Raw genomic sequence first — 15653 nt, 5'->3', positions numbered from 1 at the left:
AATATTAAATTTAGTCACATGAGCACATACCTTGTACCAGTAGATTTTTCGAAAACAGCAGATCACGCAGCCAAATATGCCGCCAGGCTGAGTTTTGCGATGACGAACTCCAAAATCATACTGCTTAATGCCTATTATGTTTCAGCATACGAAAGCATTCTGCCAACCCCCGATTTAATTGTTACCACAGATGATCATATCGCCGATGAAATGACGAGAAGGCTCGAAGCACTGGAAAAACTTAAGATAAAAATGCTCGAAATCAATCCCAAGGCTGAAATAGGAGTTTACCTTACAAGAGAAACAATCTTACGTTCTATCATCGATCGGGTAAATAGGGAAGAGATCGAACTTATTATTATCGGTAGTAACGGTAAAAAAGCGAAAGACGAAAGCGATATCGGTTCTAATGCGATCAAAATTTCTAAATCAAGCCCGGTTCCGGTGTTGGTTGTTCCACCTAAGGCCGATTATCAATCGATCCGTAAAGCCATTTTGGCCTGCGATTTTAAAAAGGTTAAAGAGGTGATCCCCATGCATGCACTTAAAAATATTTTAAGCAAACATGCCTTAGAACTTTTGGTACTTAATATCAATTCTGGTGATGTGATTGATTTGAAGGAAGAACACTTTTTACACGAAATGCTCAAAGATTTTTCTCCAGCTTATCACTACGCTGATCATCCTGATGCCATTAAAGGAATAGTAAAATTTGCTAAAAGCGAAGAAGCTCAGTTAATTATCGCATTGCCTAAGAAATATAGTTTTTTCGAAAGCTTATTGCATGAAAGTGTATCTCAAAAGCTAACCATTAAATCGCATGTACCAGTGTTATTGTTGAAAGATTAATAAACTGGATTTTGCAACAGCTAAGTTACATAGTGCCGTTAAACTTTTATTTTCTTTTGCACTCCAATTAGCTCAATTTTCAACCAAAAACAACAAAAGAACAACATGAAAAAATTAATGATGATTTGCGGATTAATGCTAGGTATAGCTGGTTTCGCTAACGCGCAACAAGGTGGTGGGCAAGGTAGAATGATGATGAAACCTGAAGAGAGAGTAAAACAGTTAGACGAAAAATTAAAATTATCTGATGATCAAAAAACAAAATTGACCACTGTTTTTACCGAGCAGGCAGAAACCATGAAAAAAATGCGTGAAGAAATGCAAGGTGGTGGCGATAGAGATGCAATGAGAGAGAAAATGCAAAAGATGCGTGCTGACAATGATGCAAAAGTAACTGCAGTATTAACAGACGATCAGAAAAAAACTTACGAAGCTTGGCAAAAAGAGCAACGTGCCGAAATGGAAAAACGTAGACAAGGTGGTGGAAATAACTAATCCTGGTAAAATATCAAATAAGAAAAGCGGCTTTATGTCGCTTTTCTTATTTTAGCAAAAAAATAAAATATGCCTGCCAATTTCCCTCCCATTATTTTAGCATCTAAATCGCCGCGTAGACAGGAACTTTTAACCCTTATGGGCTTAGATTTTAAAGTCGAACTAAAAGATGTAGACGAAAGCTACCCGCCAAATTTAAGTCCCGCAGAAATTGCCGTTTATATTTCGGAACAGAAAGCTAAGGCTTTTACCGCTAACGGTGAAATAGTGATTACAGCTGATACCATTGTAGCTTTAAACGGAGAAATTTTAGGCAAACCCGAAGATAGGGCGCATGCACAGGAAATGTTAAAAAAGTTATCGGGAAGCAGGCATGAAGTTTTTACAGGTGTAACACTTGTTAAAGGCGATAAAATTCATTCTTTTTACGATAGGACAGAAGTTTACTGTAAATCAGTTACAGCTGATGAAATCGACTTCTATATCGATAATTATAAACCCTTTGATAAGGCTGGAAGTTACGGCGTGCAAGATTGGTGGGGTATTGTAGTGGTACAACGGATAGAAGGCTCTTATACTAATGTAATGGGGCTTCCAACTGAAAAGCTTTATAACGAGCTTCAGAAATTTATTTAAAACTCCTTGTGGAATTCTCTTAAAAGTTTCATCATCTCTAAAAACAACCACGATGAAAACGAGAATTAACGAAGTTACCATAGCAGAACCTTGTTTGCAAAACTGGGATGAAATGGAAAAAGGTGAAGGTTTTAATTTTTGTAAGGCTTGCAGCAAAAATGTAATCGATTTCTCAGGTTACACAAATGCCGAAATCATTAATGTATTGGCAAATGCAGGTTCGTCTGTATGCGGTCGCCTGAGCCAAACTCAATTAAACCAGCTCAACTACCATTTAGCTATTGTGCCAACAAACAATAGAAACTGGATGAAATATCTTGGTGTACTCGCCATAGGGATGAGTATTTTTGTGATGGATGCCAGGGCAGAAAATTTCAAAATGCCGATTGAAATAACAAGAAGTATAAACCACAAAACAGATGATAAAAAAACCGTTGTACCAAAAAAAATATACGGTTACGTTATCGGTGCCGACAATAAACCTGCTGCAGGCATAAGATTAACCATTCTTGACACCAAATTTTTTGCATTAACCGATAAAAACGGGCGGTATGAAATCACTTTAGATAACAAATTTGATCTAAACAATAATAAATTAGTGGTTGAAAGCATGAGGTATAGGGCATTTTTGACCATTGATTTTTCTAAGGAAAAACAAAACAGCCTTAAGCTTAATAAGGCTGAGCCCATGATCATGGGAATGGTAATCCCCTCAATTAAGAAGAAATAATCCTAAATTAATATACGCTAATCTCTCGATGATCCATATCCGTATGGATCATTTTTTTATATCATGCTGGCCAAAACCCCCATCTTTAAATCATAGGTAGAGAGTGTTAAACGGTTTATTTTTGCTCTGCCCAATACATAGTTGGTAATTAGTACCGCAATCACAATCATATCTATCCTTAATGGGATCATACCTGGCATTTCGGCCCGTTCTTTATGCGTAGCATTGAGTAGTTTGATCGAAGTTGCAATGTAGTCGTCGAAATTGAACGCGAAAGTTTTGACCGTGTTAATATCAGCTTTTAACCTGTTTTTTCTAATAATAAGCTCGGCAAATGTTTCGAATGCCCCCGCAGATCCGATTAAAATTTCTGGATGGTATTTTTCACAGATTTCGAAAAGATCTGCCAGTTGATTTTGAATGTGAAATAAAATGGCATTCTTTTCATCGTTGGCTATGGGATCTGATTTAAAGAACTGTTGCATTAAACGCGCTGCTCCAATGTTGTAACTTTTTTTCCAGATCAGTTTTTCGTTATCGCATAAGATAAATTCTACGCTTCCGCCACCAATATCCATAATCAAAGATATCTCTGTAATTGCTCCGCTCAGTTTTACACCCTGGTAAATTAACTCAGCCTCTTCATCGCCGCTAATCGTTTCGATGCTTATTCCGGTTCTTTCTTTTACGGCATTAACAAAATCTTGCCCGTTTTCTGCGCTTCTAACCGCCGAAGTAGCCGTAGCCCTTACCTCATCAATCTGATATTCAGCAATGGTATGGCTAAACGTTTTAAGGCAGTTCACGCCTCTTTCAAAGGCTGCAGGAATGATAATATTGTCGTTGATTCTTCCTTCGCCCAATTTAACAGGCACATTGTTCTTGTATAAAATTTCAGGCTGATTTCCTGTTGTTTCAGCAATAAGTAAATGGAAGGTATTCGTACCCAGGTCGATAACTGCAATGCGCATAGTCTATATTTTTGTATTTTGGAAAGCTTTGCAGTGGTTCTTTGGTAACTGTTTCCTGCTCTCCATTAAATCTCGTTATTGTGGGGGCTAAATTAAGGGTAGTAGAGCGAAATACCATCGCCATAAGGTTTATTTTTCAGTGGCTGTTGGTTTTAGCATGATAGCAAGTGGCTTATAAGTTTACGCTCTTGCGAGGTTTCCATAAATAGTAGCACAAACCCAGGTTAATAAACGGGATAGCAGCGGCAGCTCCCGATTTTTCATCGAGACTACAGCGTATAGCCCGACTAGCTTTAGTACGAGTATTGCAATTGCTTTCCAAAATCTACTTGTTTATTATTGTGTGTAATTTCCGTGGAGTCGGATGTTACCATCTGACACGGCAAAAAAATAAAATAACTGGAGTTGCTACTTAGTTTTACCTGAACAGTTAGGATACATCCCACTTCACTAAATAACCTGTTGTCCCGTGGTGTCAGATGTTACCATCTGACACGGGAAAGATCAATTATCCAAATTTACTGGAATAGTATACAGTCAGATCGTAACATCTGACTTCATAAAATCGGATTAGCATGAAAATTTGCATTAAAACAAAAAAACCGATGCTTGCGACATCGGTTTTTCAATTTATATTTAATTAATTACTCGAAGTATTCTTTCATTCTTTCGAAGAAACTCTTATCATTTTTACCCGGTTGAGGCTTAAAGTTTGGCGATTCACGTAATTTCTCTAAAGCATTACGTTCGTCGCTACTTAAAGCTTTTGGAGTCCAGATGTTGATGTGGATAATCTCATCACCTCTATGGTAAGAATTCACTTCTGGTAAACCTTTACCTTTTAAGCGTAACAATTTTCCGCTTTGTGTACCCGGATCGATTTTGATTTTTGCTTTACCATCAATTGTTGGCACTTCAATGCTCATTCCTAAAGCAGCATCAACGAAGCTTAAATGTAAATCGTAAACGATATTGTTGCCTTCGCGTTTTAAGGTTTCGTGTGGCGTTTCTTCAATTAAGATAATTAAATCGCCTGGGATACCGCCATTAGGTGCAGCATTTCCTTTTCCACTCATGCTTAACTGCATACCTTCACTTACACCAGCAGGAATATTGATGGTAATGGTTTCTTCGCCACGTACAACACCGTCTCCATGACAAACTGTACATTTTGAGGTAATTTGCTGACCGCTACCGTTACAGGTAGGGCAGGTAGATGCTGTTTGCATCTGGCCTAAAATAGTATTGGTTACTCTACGCACCTGGCCGCTACCGCCGCAGGTACCACAGGTACTTACCGATGATTTATCTTTAGCACCAGAACCATCGCAGGTTTTACAAACAATTAGTTTATTAACCTTGATTTTCTTTTCTGCACCATGTGCAATTTCCTCTAGTGTTAATTTAACTTTGATACGTAGGTTAGAGCCTTTGGCTACACGACGACCGCCGCGTTGCTGGCCGCCACCACCACCAAAAAAGCTTTCGAAAGGATTGTGACCACCAAATACATCGCCGAAATTGCTGAAAATATCGTCCATGTTCATGCCGCCACCGCCATAACCGCCGCCACTTGCGCCGCCAACACCCGCATGACCGTATTGGTCATAACGTTGTTTTTTATCGGGACTGCTTAAAACTTCGTAAGCTTCGGCAGCTTCCTTAAATTTATCTTCAGCAGCTTTATCTCCCGGATTTTTATCCGGATGATATTTAATTGCCATCTTGCGATAAGCTTTCTTTATCTCATCAGCGGCTGCGCCCCTAGTTACGCCTAATACGTCGTAATAATCTCTTTTACTCATCTTCTTTATAAAATGATTAAATGATTGAGTGAAGGAATGAGGGAATGTTAATTCAATCATTCAAAATTCAATCATTCAATAATTATTTCTTACGCTCCAACTACAACTTTAGCAAAGCGGATTACATTATCATTTAAGGTATAACCTTTTTCAACTTCATCAATCACTTTCCCTTTAAGATCATCGCTAGGAGCAGGGATATTGGTAATTGCTTCGTGGAAATCGGTATTGAAAGGTTGACTGATGCTTTCTACATCTTTCAATCCTTTCTGTGCTAAAGTGTTTTTTAGCTTTGTGCTTACCAATAAAATACCCTCTTTAACCGGGGCAACATCAGCAGCAGTTTCCATTGCTTTTAATGCACGGTCGAAATCATCTAAAACAGGTAAAAGTGAAACAATTACATCTTTACCAGCGGTTTGCAATAATTCTACGCGTTCTTTTTGTGTACGACGTTTATAATTGTCGAATTCAGCGTATAAACGTAAATATTTGTCGTTAAGCTGTTGAACTTCCGCTTGCAATTTTTCTTCTGCAGATAATTCGGGCGCCTGCTCAGTTTCAGCAATAGGAGCATCAGTATTCTCTACATTCTCAGCAGTATTTTCTGATGTATTTTCAGGATTCATTATATTTTCTTCTTTATCGTTATTTTTCTTCTTATTAAACATAATACTGGGCTGAATTTTTTTGTGTTGATCTCAACTATTTTGCCATAAACGGAAATCAGCCAAGCTGTCAGATTTATTTGTATTTATCTGAACAGATTGGCTGATTAGCTGACGGATGTCAGAATTTTTTATACGATTTGCGCATCTTCGTGCACAACTCCATTCTCGCATTTAATAATGCGCGAAGGGAAAGTACGGATGATATGGTAATCGTGTGTAGCCATTAAAACCGCAGTTCCGGCCTGGCTAATTTGTTTTAAAAGGGTTACAATTTCTTCTGATGTTTCCGGATCCAAATTCCCTGTAGGCTCATCGGCAAGAATAATTTCCGGATCATTTAACAATGCTCTTGCAATAACAATACGTTGCTGCTCGCCACCAGAAATTTCGTGTGGCATTTTTTTGATTTTAGAACGTAAACCAACTTTGTCTAAAACATCTTTAATGCGTTCGTTAATTAGTTTTTCATCTTTCCAACCTGTTGCCTTAAGCACAAATTCAAGGTTTTTTTCAATGGTTCTATCGGTAAGCAATTGAAAATCCTGAAAAACTACACCCAATTTACGGCGTAAAAAAGGTACCTGACTTTCTTTCAGGTTTTTAAGGTCGAAACCAGCAATATTACCTTCTCCATTACCAATATGTAAGTCGCCATATAATATTTTAAGCAAACTGCTCTTACCCGAACCTGTTTGGCCGATCAGGAAGACAAATTCATCCTTTTCGATGTGTAAATTTACGTTTGAGAGGACTAGATGTTTCTGTTGAAAAACATCAACATTGCTTAAATGAATTACTGAGTTGCCTGCCATATTATATTTCTAATTTTGCAATCTGCCCGAAAGGCAAATCTTTAACCATTTCCATAATGTATTCTTGCTTGTCGCCAAGTCCGAGTTTTTCCAGCGATTTATCAGGTCTGTCAACCCTAAAATAAGCTAAAAGTGTAAACTTGTCATCTCTTAACTGTACGTAATCTGGAATTTTGGCTATGCCTTTAACTTTAACGATATACATTGTGTCCAAAAGTAGCTATTTAAGCTGAAAGACCAAAGGAGAAAGCTGAAACACTAATTTTAGAAATTCAATTTAGGTTGTTTAAGAACTCAACGGTATTTACATTATCTGCATAGTCCCAAAGTTTAGGGTGCTGGCTTTGGCCAAAACCGAAAGTATTTAAACTTAAAGGCGATTTGCTAATCACACATTGAATGTTTTCTGATTGGTTTTTCAGTTTATCTTCAAGCGCTTGTAACTGCTCGTATTCTTCATAAAAGAGAACAGCCAAAGGTGATGTCAGGCTTTCATCTTCTTTTAATAACAAGAAGCCATTGTCGAAGTGTTTAGCCGCATTAACCAGATAGATAGATTTATTGTAATCGTAATTATTATTATATTTAAAGTGGTTGATAATAGGTTGAAAACTTTCTATACCCTCGTAAAAATTAGCAATGTCATATCCTTTTGGAAAATAGATTTTAGAAACATTTCTACAGCCTAAACCGAAATAATCAAAAATATCGTTACCTAGGTTTTGGATATCCCCGAAACTTTCCGAACCATCCAAAACTGCGACACTGTTCCTGTTTTTTCTGATAATGTTGGGCACTTTACTGAAATAATAATCGAAATAGCGGGATGAATTGTTGCTTCCGGTTGCAATTACAGCATCAAAATCCTTTAAGCGCTCTACATAATCTATTTTATCCTGAAAAGCAGGTTCTATTTTGACGAGTTCGGCAATTACGGCTTTTATTAATTTATCATCAGCCGAAGAAAGTTTGATTAAAGCAATATTACCTGTGGCCAATACACTTAAAACATCATGTAAACCCACCAGTGGAATATTCCCTGCCAGGATTAAACCAATCTTTTTAGGTGAGGTACTAAACTTAACTGATTTGAACCAAATGGCCAAATCAGCCTCATTTAACATTTCAGCAAAAGATAAAATCGATTTTTTTATGTTTTCTGCAGTAAACCATGCATTAGTACTTTCGGCACTATAAAATGCATTTCCTAGTATGTCAGTAGGGTTTGTAAGCAATTTACCCAGTTTGTTGAATGCGATTATTACTTTTTCTTGAGTTAATGCTGACATATTTAGAATTATTATTAAGTGATTATATCTTATATTTGCAGCGCAAAGGTAAACTAAGCAAAAGAATTAGACGAAAACATGGCGATTAAAATAACAGATGAGTGTATAAATTGTGGGGCTTGCGAACCAGAATGTCCTAATAACGCAATTTACGATGCCGGTACTGCATGGCGTTTTTCTGATGGTACAAATTTAAATGGTATCATTGATTTTGGTAATCAACAAATTGAAGCTGATGCAGCTCAGGAAGCAGTTTCGGATGAAGTTTATTACATTGTATCCGATAAGTGTACAGAGTGTAAAGGTTTTCATGATGAACCTCAATGTGCGGCAGTTTGCCCGGTTGATTGTTGCGTAGATGATGAAGATATCCGCGAAACAGAAGAAGAATTATTAGCTAAGAAAGCTTGGTTACATCAGGAAGGATAAGCTTTATAAAATATTTATAATATTAAAGGCGCCATTTGGTGCCTTTTTTAGTTTATAGAAAGTTTATAATTTTTTTTATTCTTTCTTCAACAGTAAAATCACCTCTAATCTGCAAAATTTCTTTGTTTAAATCTTTAATCCAATCCTCATGTACTTTTAACGACCTGCCTGTGAAGCCGGATTTGATCGGATCAATATCATAGTTAGTTGCCCATTCGATAAAATCCTGATATTTTTTTATTCTTTCAGGATCCTGATAAATTACAGCTCCATAACGTTCAAATTCTCTTTTTTTTAATCTATTCAACCTCACTTCTGGTGGAAGCCAAAGAAATACAATCAGATCGAATTCTGGAAAAATACCATCGCCCCAGCTCACACTTGAGCCACCAAAAACCCAATGATCACTTTCTGTTAAAGCCATTTTTATAAGGTCATTTCTTTCCTTAGGATTTCGTTTTGTTATAAATGGAGGATCAGTAGGTATCCAGAAATATTGATCACTGTCAAAATAGGGGATGTTTAATTTTTTTGCCAGGGCTTTGCCAAGCGTAGTTACGCCAGAACCAGAAGCTCCAAATATGTGAATTTTCATTTGTTTGAACTGAATTTAGCTCAAACATCGCATTTATTAGGAATAATCAAAACCGGACAAGCAGATTTTCTCGCCACGTGTTCGGCAACACTTCCCATTAAAAAATGGTACAAGCCTGTACGTCCATAAGTGCCAATAACAATTAAATCTGATCCCCACTCGTCTGATTGTTGGATAATACCATGCGCTGCGGTATCAACAACACTTAAATAAGTGGTTTTTACACCTTTGCTATATTTCGTCTCCATTTCTTTGAGCAAAATGTGGCTGTTTTCTTCACTGTTGTCATAGGTTTCTAAAAATACCGGTGCCAAAGTTAAATCGGGGTTTACATTAGCAGGGATAGGTTCGATAATGTTAACCAGTGCTACTTCTGCTCCAAATTTTTCAGCCATGTCGTAACCGGCTTTTGCCGCTTTTTCCGAGCAGGTACTATTATCAACGGCGATTAATATTTTTTTAAAATTCATGGCGAGCATATTTAAAAGGTGATCATCATAAAAATAACAAATTTGTGTGCAAAATGTTAGGCAATGGATGTATTTTATTAGTTTTACAATAGTTACACGAGCATATTTAAATGGAAAATCAATACGGTATTTGTAGGGTTGCTGTAGCGCCCTTAAGAGCTGATGCATCAGATAAAGCAGAAATTGTTTCGCAGCTTTTATTCGGCGATCACGTCGAAATTATTCAGAAGGAGGAACGCTGGTGGCTCATTCAAAATGGCTACGATGGTTATCAAGGCTGGATGGATTTCAGACAATTGGCCCCCATTACCCAAAGCCAGTTTGCAGCAATGCACGGTTGTAAATTACTTGCTCCATTAAGTTTCAATAATGTGCTAACAGCAGCTGATGGAAGCTCATATCATTTAAGTCCGGCAAGTAACCTTCCTTTTTTAGAAGATGGTTTTTGTTATGCTGGCGAGGAAAAATTTAAACTGAATTTCGAACCATACGACAATAGTGCTGTAGATTTTACCGATAAAGTTACCGAAACGGCAAAATTTTTTCAAAATATCCCGTACCTATGGGGTGGAAGGAATTTGTTTGGCTTAGATTGCTCTGGTTTTGTACAAACTGTATTTAAAATGTTAGGCATTAAGTTAAACCGCGATGCCTCACAGCAGGCAGAGCAAGGTGAACTGGTTGGCTTTTTGGCTGAATGTAAGGCTGGTGACGTTGCTTTTTTTGATAACGATGAAGGCAGAATTACCCATGTAGGCATTATGTTAAGCCCGAACGAAATTATCCACTCCTCAGCCAAGGTAAAAATTGATCCGATTGATGACCAGGGCATTTTTAATAAAGAATTAGGAAAATATTCGCACAAATTGAGAATTATCAAACGTTTTGTGGAATAGTAGCCGAAAATGTATCCTATATAAAAGATACATTTTTTATGCCATCTAAATTTAAAATTCAAATCTCAAATCCCTGTCATGAAGAGTGGGCGGGAATGCAAGCTGATTCAAACGGGAAATTTTGCAGTTCCTGCCAGAAATCTGTAATAGATTTTACCCATTTTACTGATGCAGAGTTAAAACGGTGGTTTAACCAAAATCCAGGGAATAGTTGTGGAAGATTTAAGCCCGAGCAGCTTGATCGTTTAATTCGTGTAAAATCGAATTTTGCAATTAGCCGATTTAAACCTAGCCTGATTGCAGCCTCTTTATTTGCTTTTTTGAGTTTTCCAAAATTGGTTAATGCAAATATTTCGTTATCATATCCCACATTTCAGACGGATAATAAGAAATCTCTAAAAGATGATGTTTTAAAAGAAAACACTGAAGATGATTTTGTTACCATACGAGGTAAAGTTATTGATAAAGGTGATAAATTACCGTTAATTGCCGTGACTATCAGGGTTAAAAATTCAAAGATTGGAACAACTACTGATCGAAATGGAGAATTTGAATTAAAGTTGGACAGAAAACAGTTTAAGGATAAAATAATTCTGGATATCAGGTATATTGGATTTGAAAATAAAGAGCTAAAAGTAAATCTCAATAAAAATGATGTTATTTTTGTTGAAATGAAGATGGATCAATCTATTTTAGGTGGATTTGCTATTATTAATCAGCCTACATTTTTAGAGCGTATTGCCCAGCTGTTAAATGGGTAGATTAAATCTGTCCCATCTCCCAAACCATTACCTGCCGGTCATCTCCTGTAGAAATGAGGTATTTGCCATCATGGCTCCATATGATCTTGTTGATGGAATGAGTATGCCCGATACCTGCTTTCTCTAAGCTTAAAATTTTGTATAATTTGAAGTTCTCTGCATCCCAGAGTTTGATGCTTTTATCCTGGCTGCTCGTAGCGAAATAAGGCAGGGTAGGGTGAAAGGCAATATCGTAAACAGTAAACATATGTGCCGGAATGGTTTCTTTAAGCTCATAATTGGGCAGATTCCATATTTTTAACTGTGCATCCCTACTGCCCGAGATTAAGTATTTACCAGTTGGATGATATGCCAAAGAAGTAACAGGTAATGAATGCCCCTCCAGCGATTGTTTCAAGCTATAATCAGCAAGGTTATAAATCCTGATCAGGTGATCCTTACAACCAAAGGCCACTTCACTTTCGTTAGGTGCAATTGCAATAGCCCTAACGGTATCGTAAGCCACCTGAAAACGGTAAATCTCTGTAAAGTCTACTAACGACCAAACTGCAACTGTACCATCTTCCCCAGTGGTTAGAAGTTCATTTTTACCCTTTACGGTTTGTATGTTGAAAATGGGTTTGGTATGTGCATTTATTCTGGCAATTACTTTCTGATCATCAAAATCATAAACGCTAAATGCACCACTGCGTTCACCGATAAATAATTGTTGATTGTAATAGTGTAAACAATATACCGAACTCTGTACCGGCATTTTAACCTTTACAAAAGCCATGGTATTTAACGACCACTCTACAACACCCTTATCGTTTCCTGCACTAAAAAATATACCATCCTCATACGAATTGGCTAAAGCATATACAGGGTTTTGGTGTCCGGGAAGGGTTTGCAGGTGTTTGAGCATGGTGCGGAGGTTGGAAGGTTGAGGGTTGGAAGGAGGGAAGGTGTAAAGCTGATCTATATCTTCGAGTCTTGTAGCCCATTCCTTTATGTGAATTTTTAAGTGAATTGGTCTTTACTATTTAATTTTTGCTTATGGAAAGTTTGAGCTTTGATCGTTTGTTATTAAACGAGGTATTGCTAAATTACTGAAAAACTTCAATTAGAAAGCCACCAATGTGTACTCTAAATAAATATAATATCAAAATTATTACTCCAGTTAATAGATAAGATTTTGCCCTTCGAAAGTTCAATTTCTTAAAATTTATTAATATGAAAATCACGCAGAGTAGAATAGTAAATACTAATGCTCCCCATTCTCCGATAAACATATTTAATGGTAAACTTGCAAGTCTATCAGATTCTGCACTTTCTCCTAAAGACATCCAGAATATAATGGGAATAATTAATGCGAAAAATAAAGTACAAATAAAAAAAGCTCCAATAAAGATCACTAAAAAATGCCAGATCAATATTTTTGACTTTATGATCGCATTAATCTTATCCAACATTTTTTCATTATTTGTATCTTTTATTTGAGATTAAGGTGGGGGCTTTAGCATTTAAGACCTTACACCCTCAACCTTCCCGCCTTCTACCTTTATTGATGTCTTTTCTCTAAATTCTTAGCAATATCCTGAATAGATAGTCCTTTTTCTTTCAATAAAAATAAAAGGTGGAAAACAAGATCTGACGCTTCTCCAATGAGTTCTTCTTCTGATTCAGCAAGGGCGGCGATTACGGTTTCTACACCTTCTTCACCAACTTTTTGGGCAATCTTATTTAGCCCTTTGCTACGCATTTTGTTGATGTATGAACCCTCAACCGGGTTTTCATATCGATCATTAATGATGTTTTCGAGTTCGAAAATAAAGTTTTGGTTAAAATCTGTTTTAAAACAGCTGCGGCTACCCGTATGGCAGGTTGGACCAACGGCGTCTGCTTTAATTAGAATGGTGTCGTTATCGCAATCCACAAAAAGTTCTTTAACAAATAAAAAGTTGTTGCTGGTTTCACCTTTTGTCCAAAGGCGGTTTTTAGAACGCGAAAAGAAAGTTACTTTGCCTTCGGCTTGGGTTTTTTCCAGTGCTTCAGCATTCATGTAACCCAGCATCAAAACCTCTAAAGTTTTGTAATCCTGAATGATTACAGGGAGTAAGCCAGCTGTTTTATCCCAATCAAGGGTTGATATATCGATATTCATTTTTATGATGTTTCCGTCATTGCGAGGCACGAAGCAATCTTACTACTTTTGCAGGTTTCGAACCCATAGCATTAGGATTGCTTCGTTCCTCGCAATGACGAGTTAACTATTATATTCTCACCGGAATATGATTCCTTTTCAATTCTTGTTTTAAATCAGGGATCAGGATTTCGCCATAATGAAATACCGACGCTGCCAGTGCGGCATCAACATTGGCTTTTTGAAAAACCTCGGTAAAATGCGCCATATTACCAGCTCCACCTGATGCTATAATCGGGATATTGATCATTTGGTTAACTTTACTGAGCAATCCACAATCAAAACCTGCTTTTGTGCCATCATGGTCCATCGAGGTTAACAAAATTTCTCCTGCGCCTAAATCTTCAGCCTGTTTAATCCAGTTTTCGGTTTCCAGTTCGGTAATTAGCCTTCCTCCATTTAGGTGGACCATATTTTTACCGTTTACATATTTGGTGTCGACTGCCAAAACCACAAACTGCACACCAAAGGTTTTAGCCAGATCTTCTATTAATTTAGGATTCCGAACTGCTGCCGAATTGATGCTGATTTTATCTGCCCCTGCATTTAATAATGCTTCGGCATCCGCAATTTCGGTTATTCCGCCACCAATGGTAAAAGGAATATTTAATTGCCTGGCAACCGATTTAACCATTTCAATCATCGTTTTACGACGCTCGTGAGTGGCCGTAATATCCAGAAAAACCAATTCATCGGCACCCTGTTGTGCGTATTGGGCGGCCAGTTCAACAGGATCACCTGCATCGCGTAAATCAACAAAGTTTACACCTTTTACCGTACGACCGTCTTTAACGTCTAAACAAGGGATTATTCTTTTACTAAGCCCCCCGCCCCCTAAAGGGGGAGATGCAAGCTGTTTAGCCTGTATGGTTTCTTTTATTTTTTCCAAAACTGAGTCTAAATTATTGTAAAGTTCAGCATTTTTAAATCTAATTATCTTTATTCCAAATTGTTCGATAATCCTTTGTCTTTCAATATCATTATTGATAACTTCTGGTAGATCATGAATGCTCCCATCTAATTCAATAACTAATTTTACCTCATGACAGTAAAAGTCAGCGATAAAACATGAAATGGGATGTTGCCTTCTAAATTTTACTCCTAATTGTTTATTACTGATAACTTGCCATAGCAAATTTTCTGCTTCAGTAACATTATTTCTTAGGCGTTTAGCATTTTCAAAAATTATATTTGATGCACCATAAAACATATTAGGTTCATTGACTTGTAAAAAATCAAAATCATCCTCATTTATTTTATAGGTCATTTTTATTGACTATGCTATTAACTCCCCCTTCAGGGGGCTGGGGGGTTAGATACTTGACAAGGCCTTCAAATTCCACTCTTTAATTTCTTCGATGGTAATGCGGTCTTCGTAAATTGCTTTTCCAACCACTACACTTCTAATTGGGTACTTGGCCAGGTCGTAGATATCCTGCATCGAACTTACACCACCTGAAGCAATCAGTTTAATCATAGGCGAATGTTCAAGCAATTTTTCATATAAATCAATAGCGGCGCCACCTAGTTTTCCATCTTTGCTGATATCGGTGCATAAGAAACGGAAAAAACCTAAGGAAAGACATTTGTCAACATAATCCATCAGTTTAATTGGCGAACTTTCCATCCAGCCCGAATATTTTATGACTTCATCTAAAACATCGATTGCAATGACGATACGGTTGGCGTAATCGTCTTTTTTAGCAAAAGCTTCGCTTAGTTGAGGTAAAAAATCAGGATTGGTAATGGCCTGTGTACCTACAATTACGCGATGAATGCCAGCATCAAGCAAATTGGTCACCTGCTCAATGGTTCTGATGCCACCACCATACTGCACTTTCATTTCGGTTTTTTTGATGATCTCGAAAAGTGCTTTTTGATTGCTAAAATCGCCTTTTGCTCCGTTTAAATCAATAATATGGATGAAATCTGTACCATTTGAGCGGTATTTTTCTATCATTTCGGGGATCGAAACATCATATTCTGTTTTTTGGTTGTAATCGCCTTCACGAAGACGGACAACTTTTCCATCCAAAATATCAATAGCAGGTATTATGTACAT

General features: G+C 37.2%; 19 protein-coding genes and 1 pseudogene. 7 read left to right on the top strand and 13 right to left on the bottom strand.

The features are described from left to right. Positions 1 to 18 precede the first annotated feature (18 nt). From AC07VK_RS19075 to AC07VK_RS19060, 4 genes are all read left to right on the top strand, one after another. On the top strand, positions 19 to 849 hold the full coding sequence (locus AC07VK_RS19075; RefSeq protein ID WP_492962520.1) for a universal stress protein: 831 nt from the start codon (positions 19 to 21) through the stop codon (positions 847 to 849). Between the two features lie 105 nt (positions 850 to 954). Further along, positions 955 to 1344 (top strand): DUF4890 domain-containing protein, encoded by a 390-nt coding sequence (locus AC07VK_RS19070; RefSeq protein ID WP_086545265.1) that lies wholly within the window; start codon positions 955 to 957, stop codon positions 1342 to 1344. A 69-nt stretch (positions 1345 to 1413) separates the two neighbouring features. Continuing rightward, positions 1414 to 1980, top strand: a complete 567-nt coding sequence (locus tag AC07VK_RS19065; protein ID WP_492962518.1) for a Maf family protein — start codon at positions 1414 to 1416, stop codon at positions 1978 to 1980. 52 nt (positions 1981 to 2032) lie between these two features. Then, complete coding sequence (locus AC07VK_RS19060) at positions 2033 to 2710, top strand: peptidase associated/transthyretin-like domain-containing protein (RefSeq protein WP_492962516.1); 678 nt, start codon at positions 2033 to 2035, stop codon at positions 2708 to 2710. Positions 2711 to 2766: 56 nt separating this feature from the next. Here the strand turns inward: AC07VK_RS19060 and AC07VK_RS19055 are convergent, their stop codons facing one another. From AC07VK_RS19055 to AC07VK_RS19030, 6 genes are all read right to left on the bottom strand, one after another. Then, positions 2767 to 3681: a Ppx/GppA phosphatase family protein gene (locus tag AC07VK_RS19055; protein WP_492962514.1), complete on the bottom strand. Its 915-nt coding sequence runs from the start codon at positions 3679 to 3681 to the stop codon at positions 2767 to 2769. A 644-nt stretch (positions 3682 to 4325) separates the two neighbouring features. After that, positions 4326 to 5486 carry a molecular chaperone DnaJ gene (gene dnaJ, locus AC07VK_RS19050; RefSeq protein WP_029278682.1) on the bottom strand — a complete coding sequence of 387 codons (1161 nt, stop codon included), beginning with the start codon at positions 5484 to 5486 and terminating at the stop codon, positions 4326 to 4328. A gap of 89 nt (positions 5487 to 5575) precedes the next feature. After that, positions 5576 to 6157: a nucleotide exchange factor GrpE gene (locus AC07VK_RS19045; RefSeq protein WP_029278681.1), complete on the bottom strand. Its 582-nt coding sequence runs from the start codon at positions 6155 to 6157 to the stop codon at positions 5576 to 5578. Between the two features lie 128 nt (positions 6158 to 6285). Continuing rightward, positions 6286 to 6969, bottom strand: a complete 684-nt coding sequence (locus tag AC07VK_RS19040) for a cell division ATP-binding protein FtsE (protein WP_029278680.1) — start codon at positions 6967 to 6969, stop codon at positions 6286 to 6288. 1 nt (position 6970) lies between these two features. Then, positions 6971 to 7174 carry a hypothetical protein gene (locus AC07VK_RS19035; RefSeq protein ID WP_057932355.1) on the bottom strand — a complete coding sequence of 68 codons (204 nt, stop codon included), beginning with the start codon at positions 7172 to 7174 and terminating at the stop codon, positions 6971 to 6973. Between the two features lie 67 nt (positions 7175 to 7241). After that, the gene (locus AC07VK_RS19030) at positions 7242 to 8258 is read right to left on the bottom strand and encodes an acyl-CoA reductase (RefSeq protein ID WP_492962512.1); all 1017 of its coding nucleotides are present in this window, start codon (positions 8256 to 8258) and stop codon (positions 7242 to 7244) included. A 78-nt stretch (positions 8259 to 8336) separates the two neighbouring features. On the opposite strand from AC07VK_RS19030, the gene AC07VK_RS19025 reads away from it, so the two are divergent. Next, positions 8337 to 8687 carry a 4Fe-4S dicluster domain-containing protein gene (locus AC07VK_RS19025; protein ID WP_025143125.1) on the top strand — a complete coding sequence of 117 codons (351 nt, stop codon included), beginning with the start codon at positions 8337 to 8339 and terminating at the stop codon, positions 8685 to 8687. 52 nt (positions 8688 to 8739) lie between these two features. On the opposite strand, the gene AC07VK_RS19020 is transcribed toward AC07VK_RS19025, so the two are convergent. After that, entirely contained in the window at positions 8740 to 9282 is a 543-nt protein-coding gene (locus AC07VK_RS19020; protein ID WP_492962510.1) for a P-loop NTPase family protein, read from the bottom strand. Between the two features lie 20 nt (positions 9283 to 9302). After that, on the bottom strand, positions 9303 to 9752 hold the full coding sequence (locus AC07VK_RS19015; protein ID WP_492962508.1) for a universal stress protein: 450 nt from the start codon (positions 9750 to 9752) through the stop codon (positions 9303 to 9305). A gap of 110 nt (positions 9753 to 9862) precedes the next feature. Between AC07VK_RS19015 and AC07VK_RS19010 the strand changes: the two genes are divergently transcribed. Both AC07VK_RS19010 and AC07VK_RS19005 read left to right on the top strand, forming a co-directional pair. Beyond that, positions 9863 to 10648 (top strand): C40 family peptidase, encoded by a 786-nt coding sequence (locus AC07VK_RS19010; protein ID WP_492962506.1) that lies wholly within the window; start codon positions 9863 to 9865, stop codon positions 10646 to 10648. Between the two features lie 38 nt (positions 10649 to 10686). Then, a complete protein-coding gene (locus AC07VK_RS19005; RefSeq protein ID WP_492962504.1) occupies positions 10687 to 11409 on the top strand; it encodes a carboxypeptidase-like regulatory domain-containing protein in 723 nt (240 codons plus the stop codon). Between the two features lies 1 nt (position 11410). Here AC07VK_RS19005 and AC07VK_RS19000 read toward each other — a convergent pair whose 3' ends face one another. The 5 genes and pseudogenes from AC07VK_RS19000 to hisA all read right to left on the bottom strand — a co-directional run bounded on the left by AC07VK_RS19000 (position 11411) and on the right by hisA (position 15653). Next, the gene (locus tag AC07VK_RS19000) at positions 11411 to 12313 is read right to left on the bottom strand and encodes a WD40 repeat domain-containing protein (RefSeq protein WP_492962502.1); all 903 of its coding nucleotides are present in this window, start codon (positions 12311 to 12313) and stop codon (positions 11411 to 11413) included. A 636-nt stretch (positions 12314 to 12949) separates the two neighbouring features. Then, positions 12950 to 13552: a bifunctional phosphoribosyl-AMP cyclohydrolase/phosphoribosyl-ATP diphosphatase HisIE gene (hisIE, locus tag AC07VK_RS18995; RefSeq protein ID WP_492962500.1), complete on the bottom strand. Its 603-nt coding sequence runs from the start codon at positions 13550 to 13552 to the stop codon at positions 12950 to 12952. A gap of 109 nt (positions 13553 to 13661) precedes the next feature. Further along, positions 13662 to 14459 carry an imidazole glycerol phosphate synthase subunit HisF gene (hisF, locus tag AC07VK_RS18990; RefSeq protein WP_494939816.1) on the bottom strand — a complete coding sequence of 266 codons (798 nt, stop codon included), beginning with the start codon at positions 14457 to 14459 and terminating at the stop codon, positions 13662 to 13664. A 9-nt stretch (positions 14460 to 14468) separates the two neighbouring features. Next, positions 14469 to 14801: pseudogene (locus AC07VK_RS18985) on the bottom strand (endonuclease domain-containing protein); the annotation flags it as partial. 102 nt (positions 14802 to 14903) lie between these two features. After that, a complete protein-coding gene (hisA, locus tag AC07VK_RS18980) occupies positions 14904 to 15653 on the bottom strand; it encodes a 1-(5-phosphoribosyl)-5-[(5-phosphoribosylamino)methylideneamino]imidazole-4-carboxamide isomerase (RefSeq protein WP_029278668.1) in 750 nt (249 codons plus the stop codon).

Source organism: Pedobacter sp. GW821-FHT01D05, assembly GCF_059422505.1.
This window is presented reverse-complemented; position numbering and strand designations above follow the sequence as displayed.

Bases quoted from the DNA above. Each gene is read 5' to 3' on its own strand.
- AC07VK_RS19075 (WP_492962520.1), top strand. From the start codon at position 19: ATGAGCACATACCTTGTACCAGTAGATTTTTCGAAAACAGCAGATCAC.
- AC07VK_RS19070 (WP_086545265.1), top strand. From the start codon at position 955: ATGAAAAAATTAATGATGATTTGCGGATTAATGCTAGGTATAGCTGGT.
- AC07VK_RS19065 (WP_492962518.1), top strand. From the start codon at position 1,414: ATGCCTGCCAATTTCCCTCCCATTATTTTAGCATCTAAATCGCCGCGT.
- AC07VK_RS19060 (WP_492962516.1), top strand. From the start codon at position 2,033: ATGAAAACGAGAATTAACGAAGTTACCATAGCAGAACCTTGTTTGCAA.
- AC07VK_RS19055 (WP_492962514.1), bottom strand. From the start codon at position 3,681: ATGCGCATTGCAGTTATCGACCTGGGTACGAATACCTTCCATTTACTT.
- dnaJ (WP_029278682.1), bottom strand. From the start codon at position 5,486: ATGAGTAAAAGAGATTATTACGACGTATTAGGCGTAACTAGGGGCGCA.
- AC07VK_RS19045 (WP_029278681.1), bottom strand. From the start codon at position 6,157: ATGTTTAATAAGAAGAAAAATAACGATAAAGAAGAAAATATAATGAAT.
- AC07VK_RS19040 (WP_029278680.1), bottom strand. From the start codon at position 6,969: ATGGCAGGCAACTCAGTAATTCATTTAAGCAATGTTGATGTTTTTCAA.
- AC07VK_RS19035 (WP_057932355.1), bottom strand. From the start codon at position 7,174: ATGTATATCGTTAAAGTTAAAGGCATAGCCAAAATTCCAGATTACGTA.
- AC07VK_RS19030 (WP_492962512.1), bottom strand. From the start codon at position 8,258: ATGTCAGCATTAACTCAAGAAAAAGTAATAATCGCATTCAACAAACTG.
- AC07VK_RS19025 (WP_025143125.1), top strand. From the start codon at position 8,337: ATGGCGATTAAAATAACAGATGAGTGTATAAATTGTGGGGCTTGCGAA.
- AC07VK_RS19020 (WP_492962510.1), bottom strand. From the start codon at position 9,282: ATGAAAATTCACATATTTGGAGCTTCTGGTTCTGGCGTAACTACGCTT.
- AC07VK_RS19015 (WP_492962508.1), bottom strand. From the start codon at position 9,752: ATGAATTTTAAAAAAATATTAATCGCCGTTGATAATAGTACCTGCTCG.
- AC07VK_RS19010 (WP_492962506.1), top strand. From the start codon at position 9,863: ATGGAAAATCAATACGGTATTTGTAGGGTTGCTGTAGCGCCCTTAAGA.
- AC07VK_RS19005 (WP_492962504.1), top strand. From the start codon at position 10,687: ATGCCATCTAAATTTAAAATTCAAATCTCAAATCCCTGTCATGAAGAG.
- AC07VK_RS19000 (WP_492962502.1), bottom strand. From the start codon at position 12,313: ATGCTCAAACACCTGCAAACCCTTCCCGGACACCAAAACCCTGTATAT.
- hisIE (WP_492962500.1), bottom strand. From the start codon at position 13,552: ATGAATATCGATATATCAACCCTTGATTGGGATAAAACAGCTGGCTTA.
- hisA (WP_029278668.1), bottom strand. From the start codon at position 15,653: ATGTACATAATACCTGCTATTGATATTTTGGATGGAAAAGTTGTCCGT.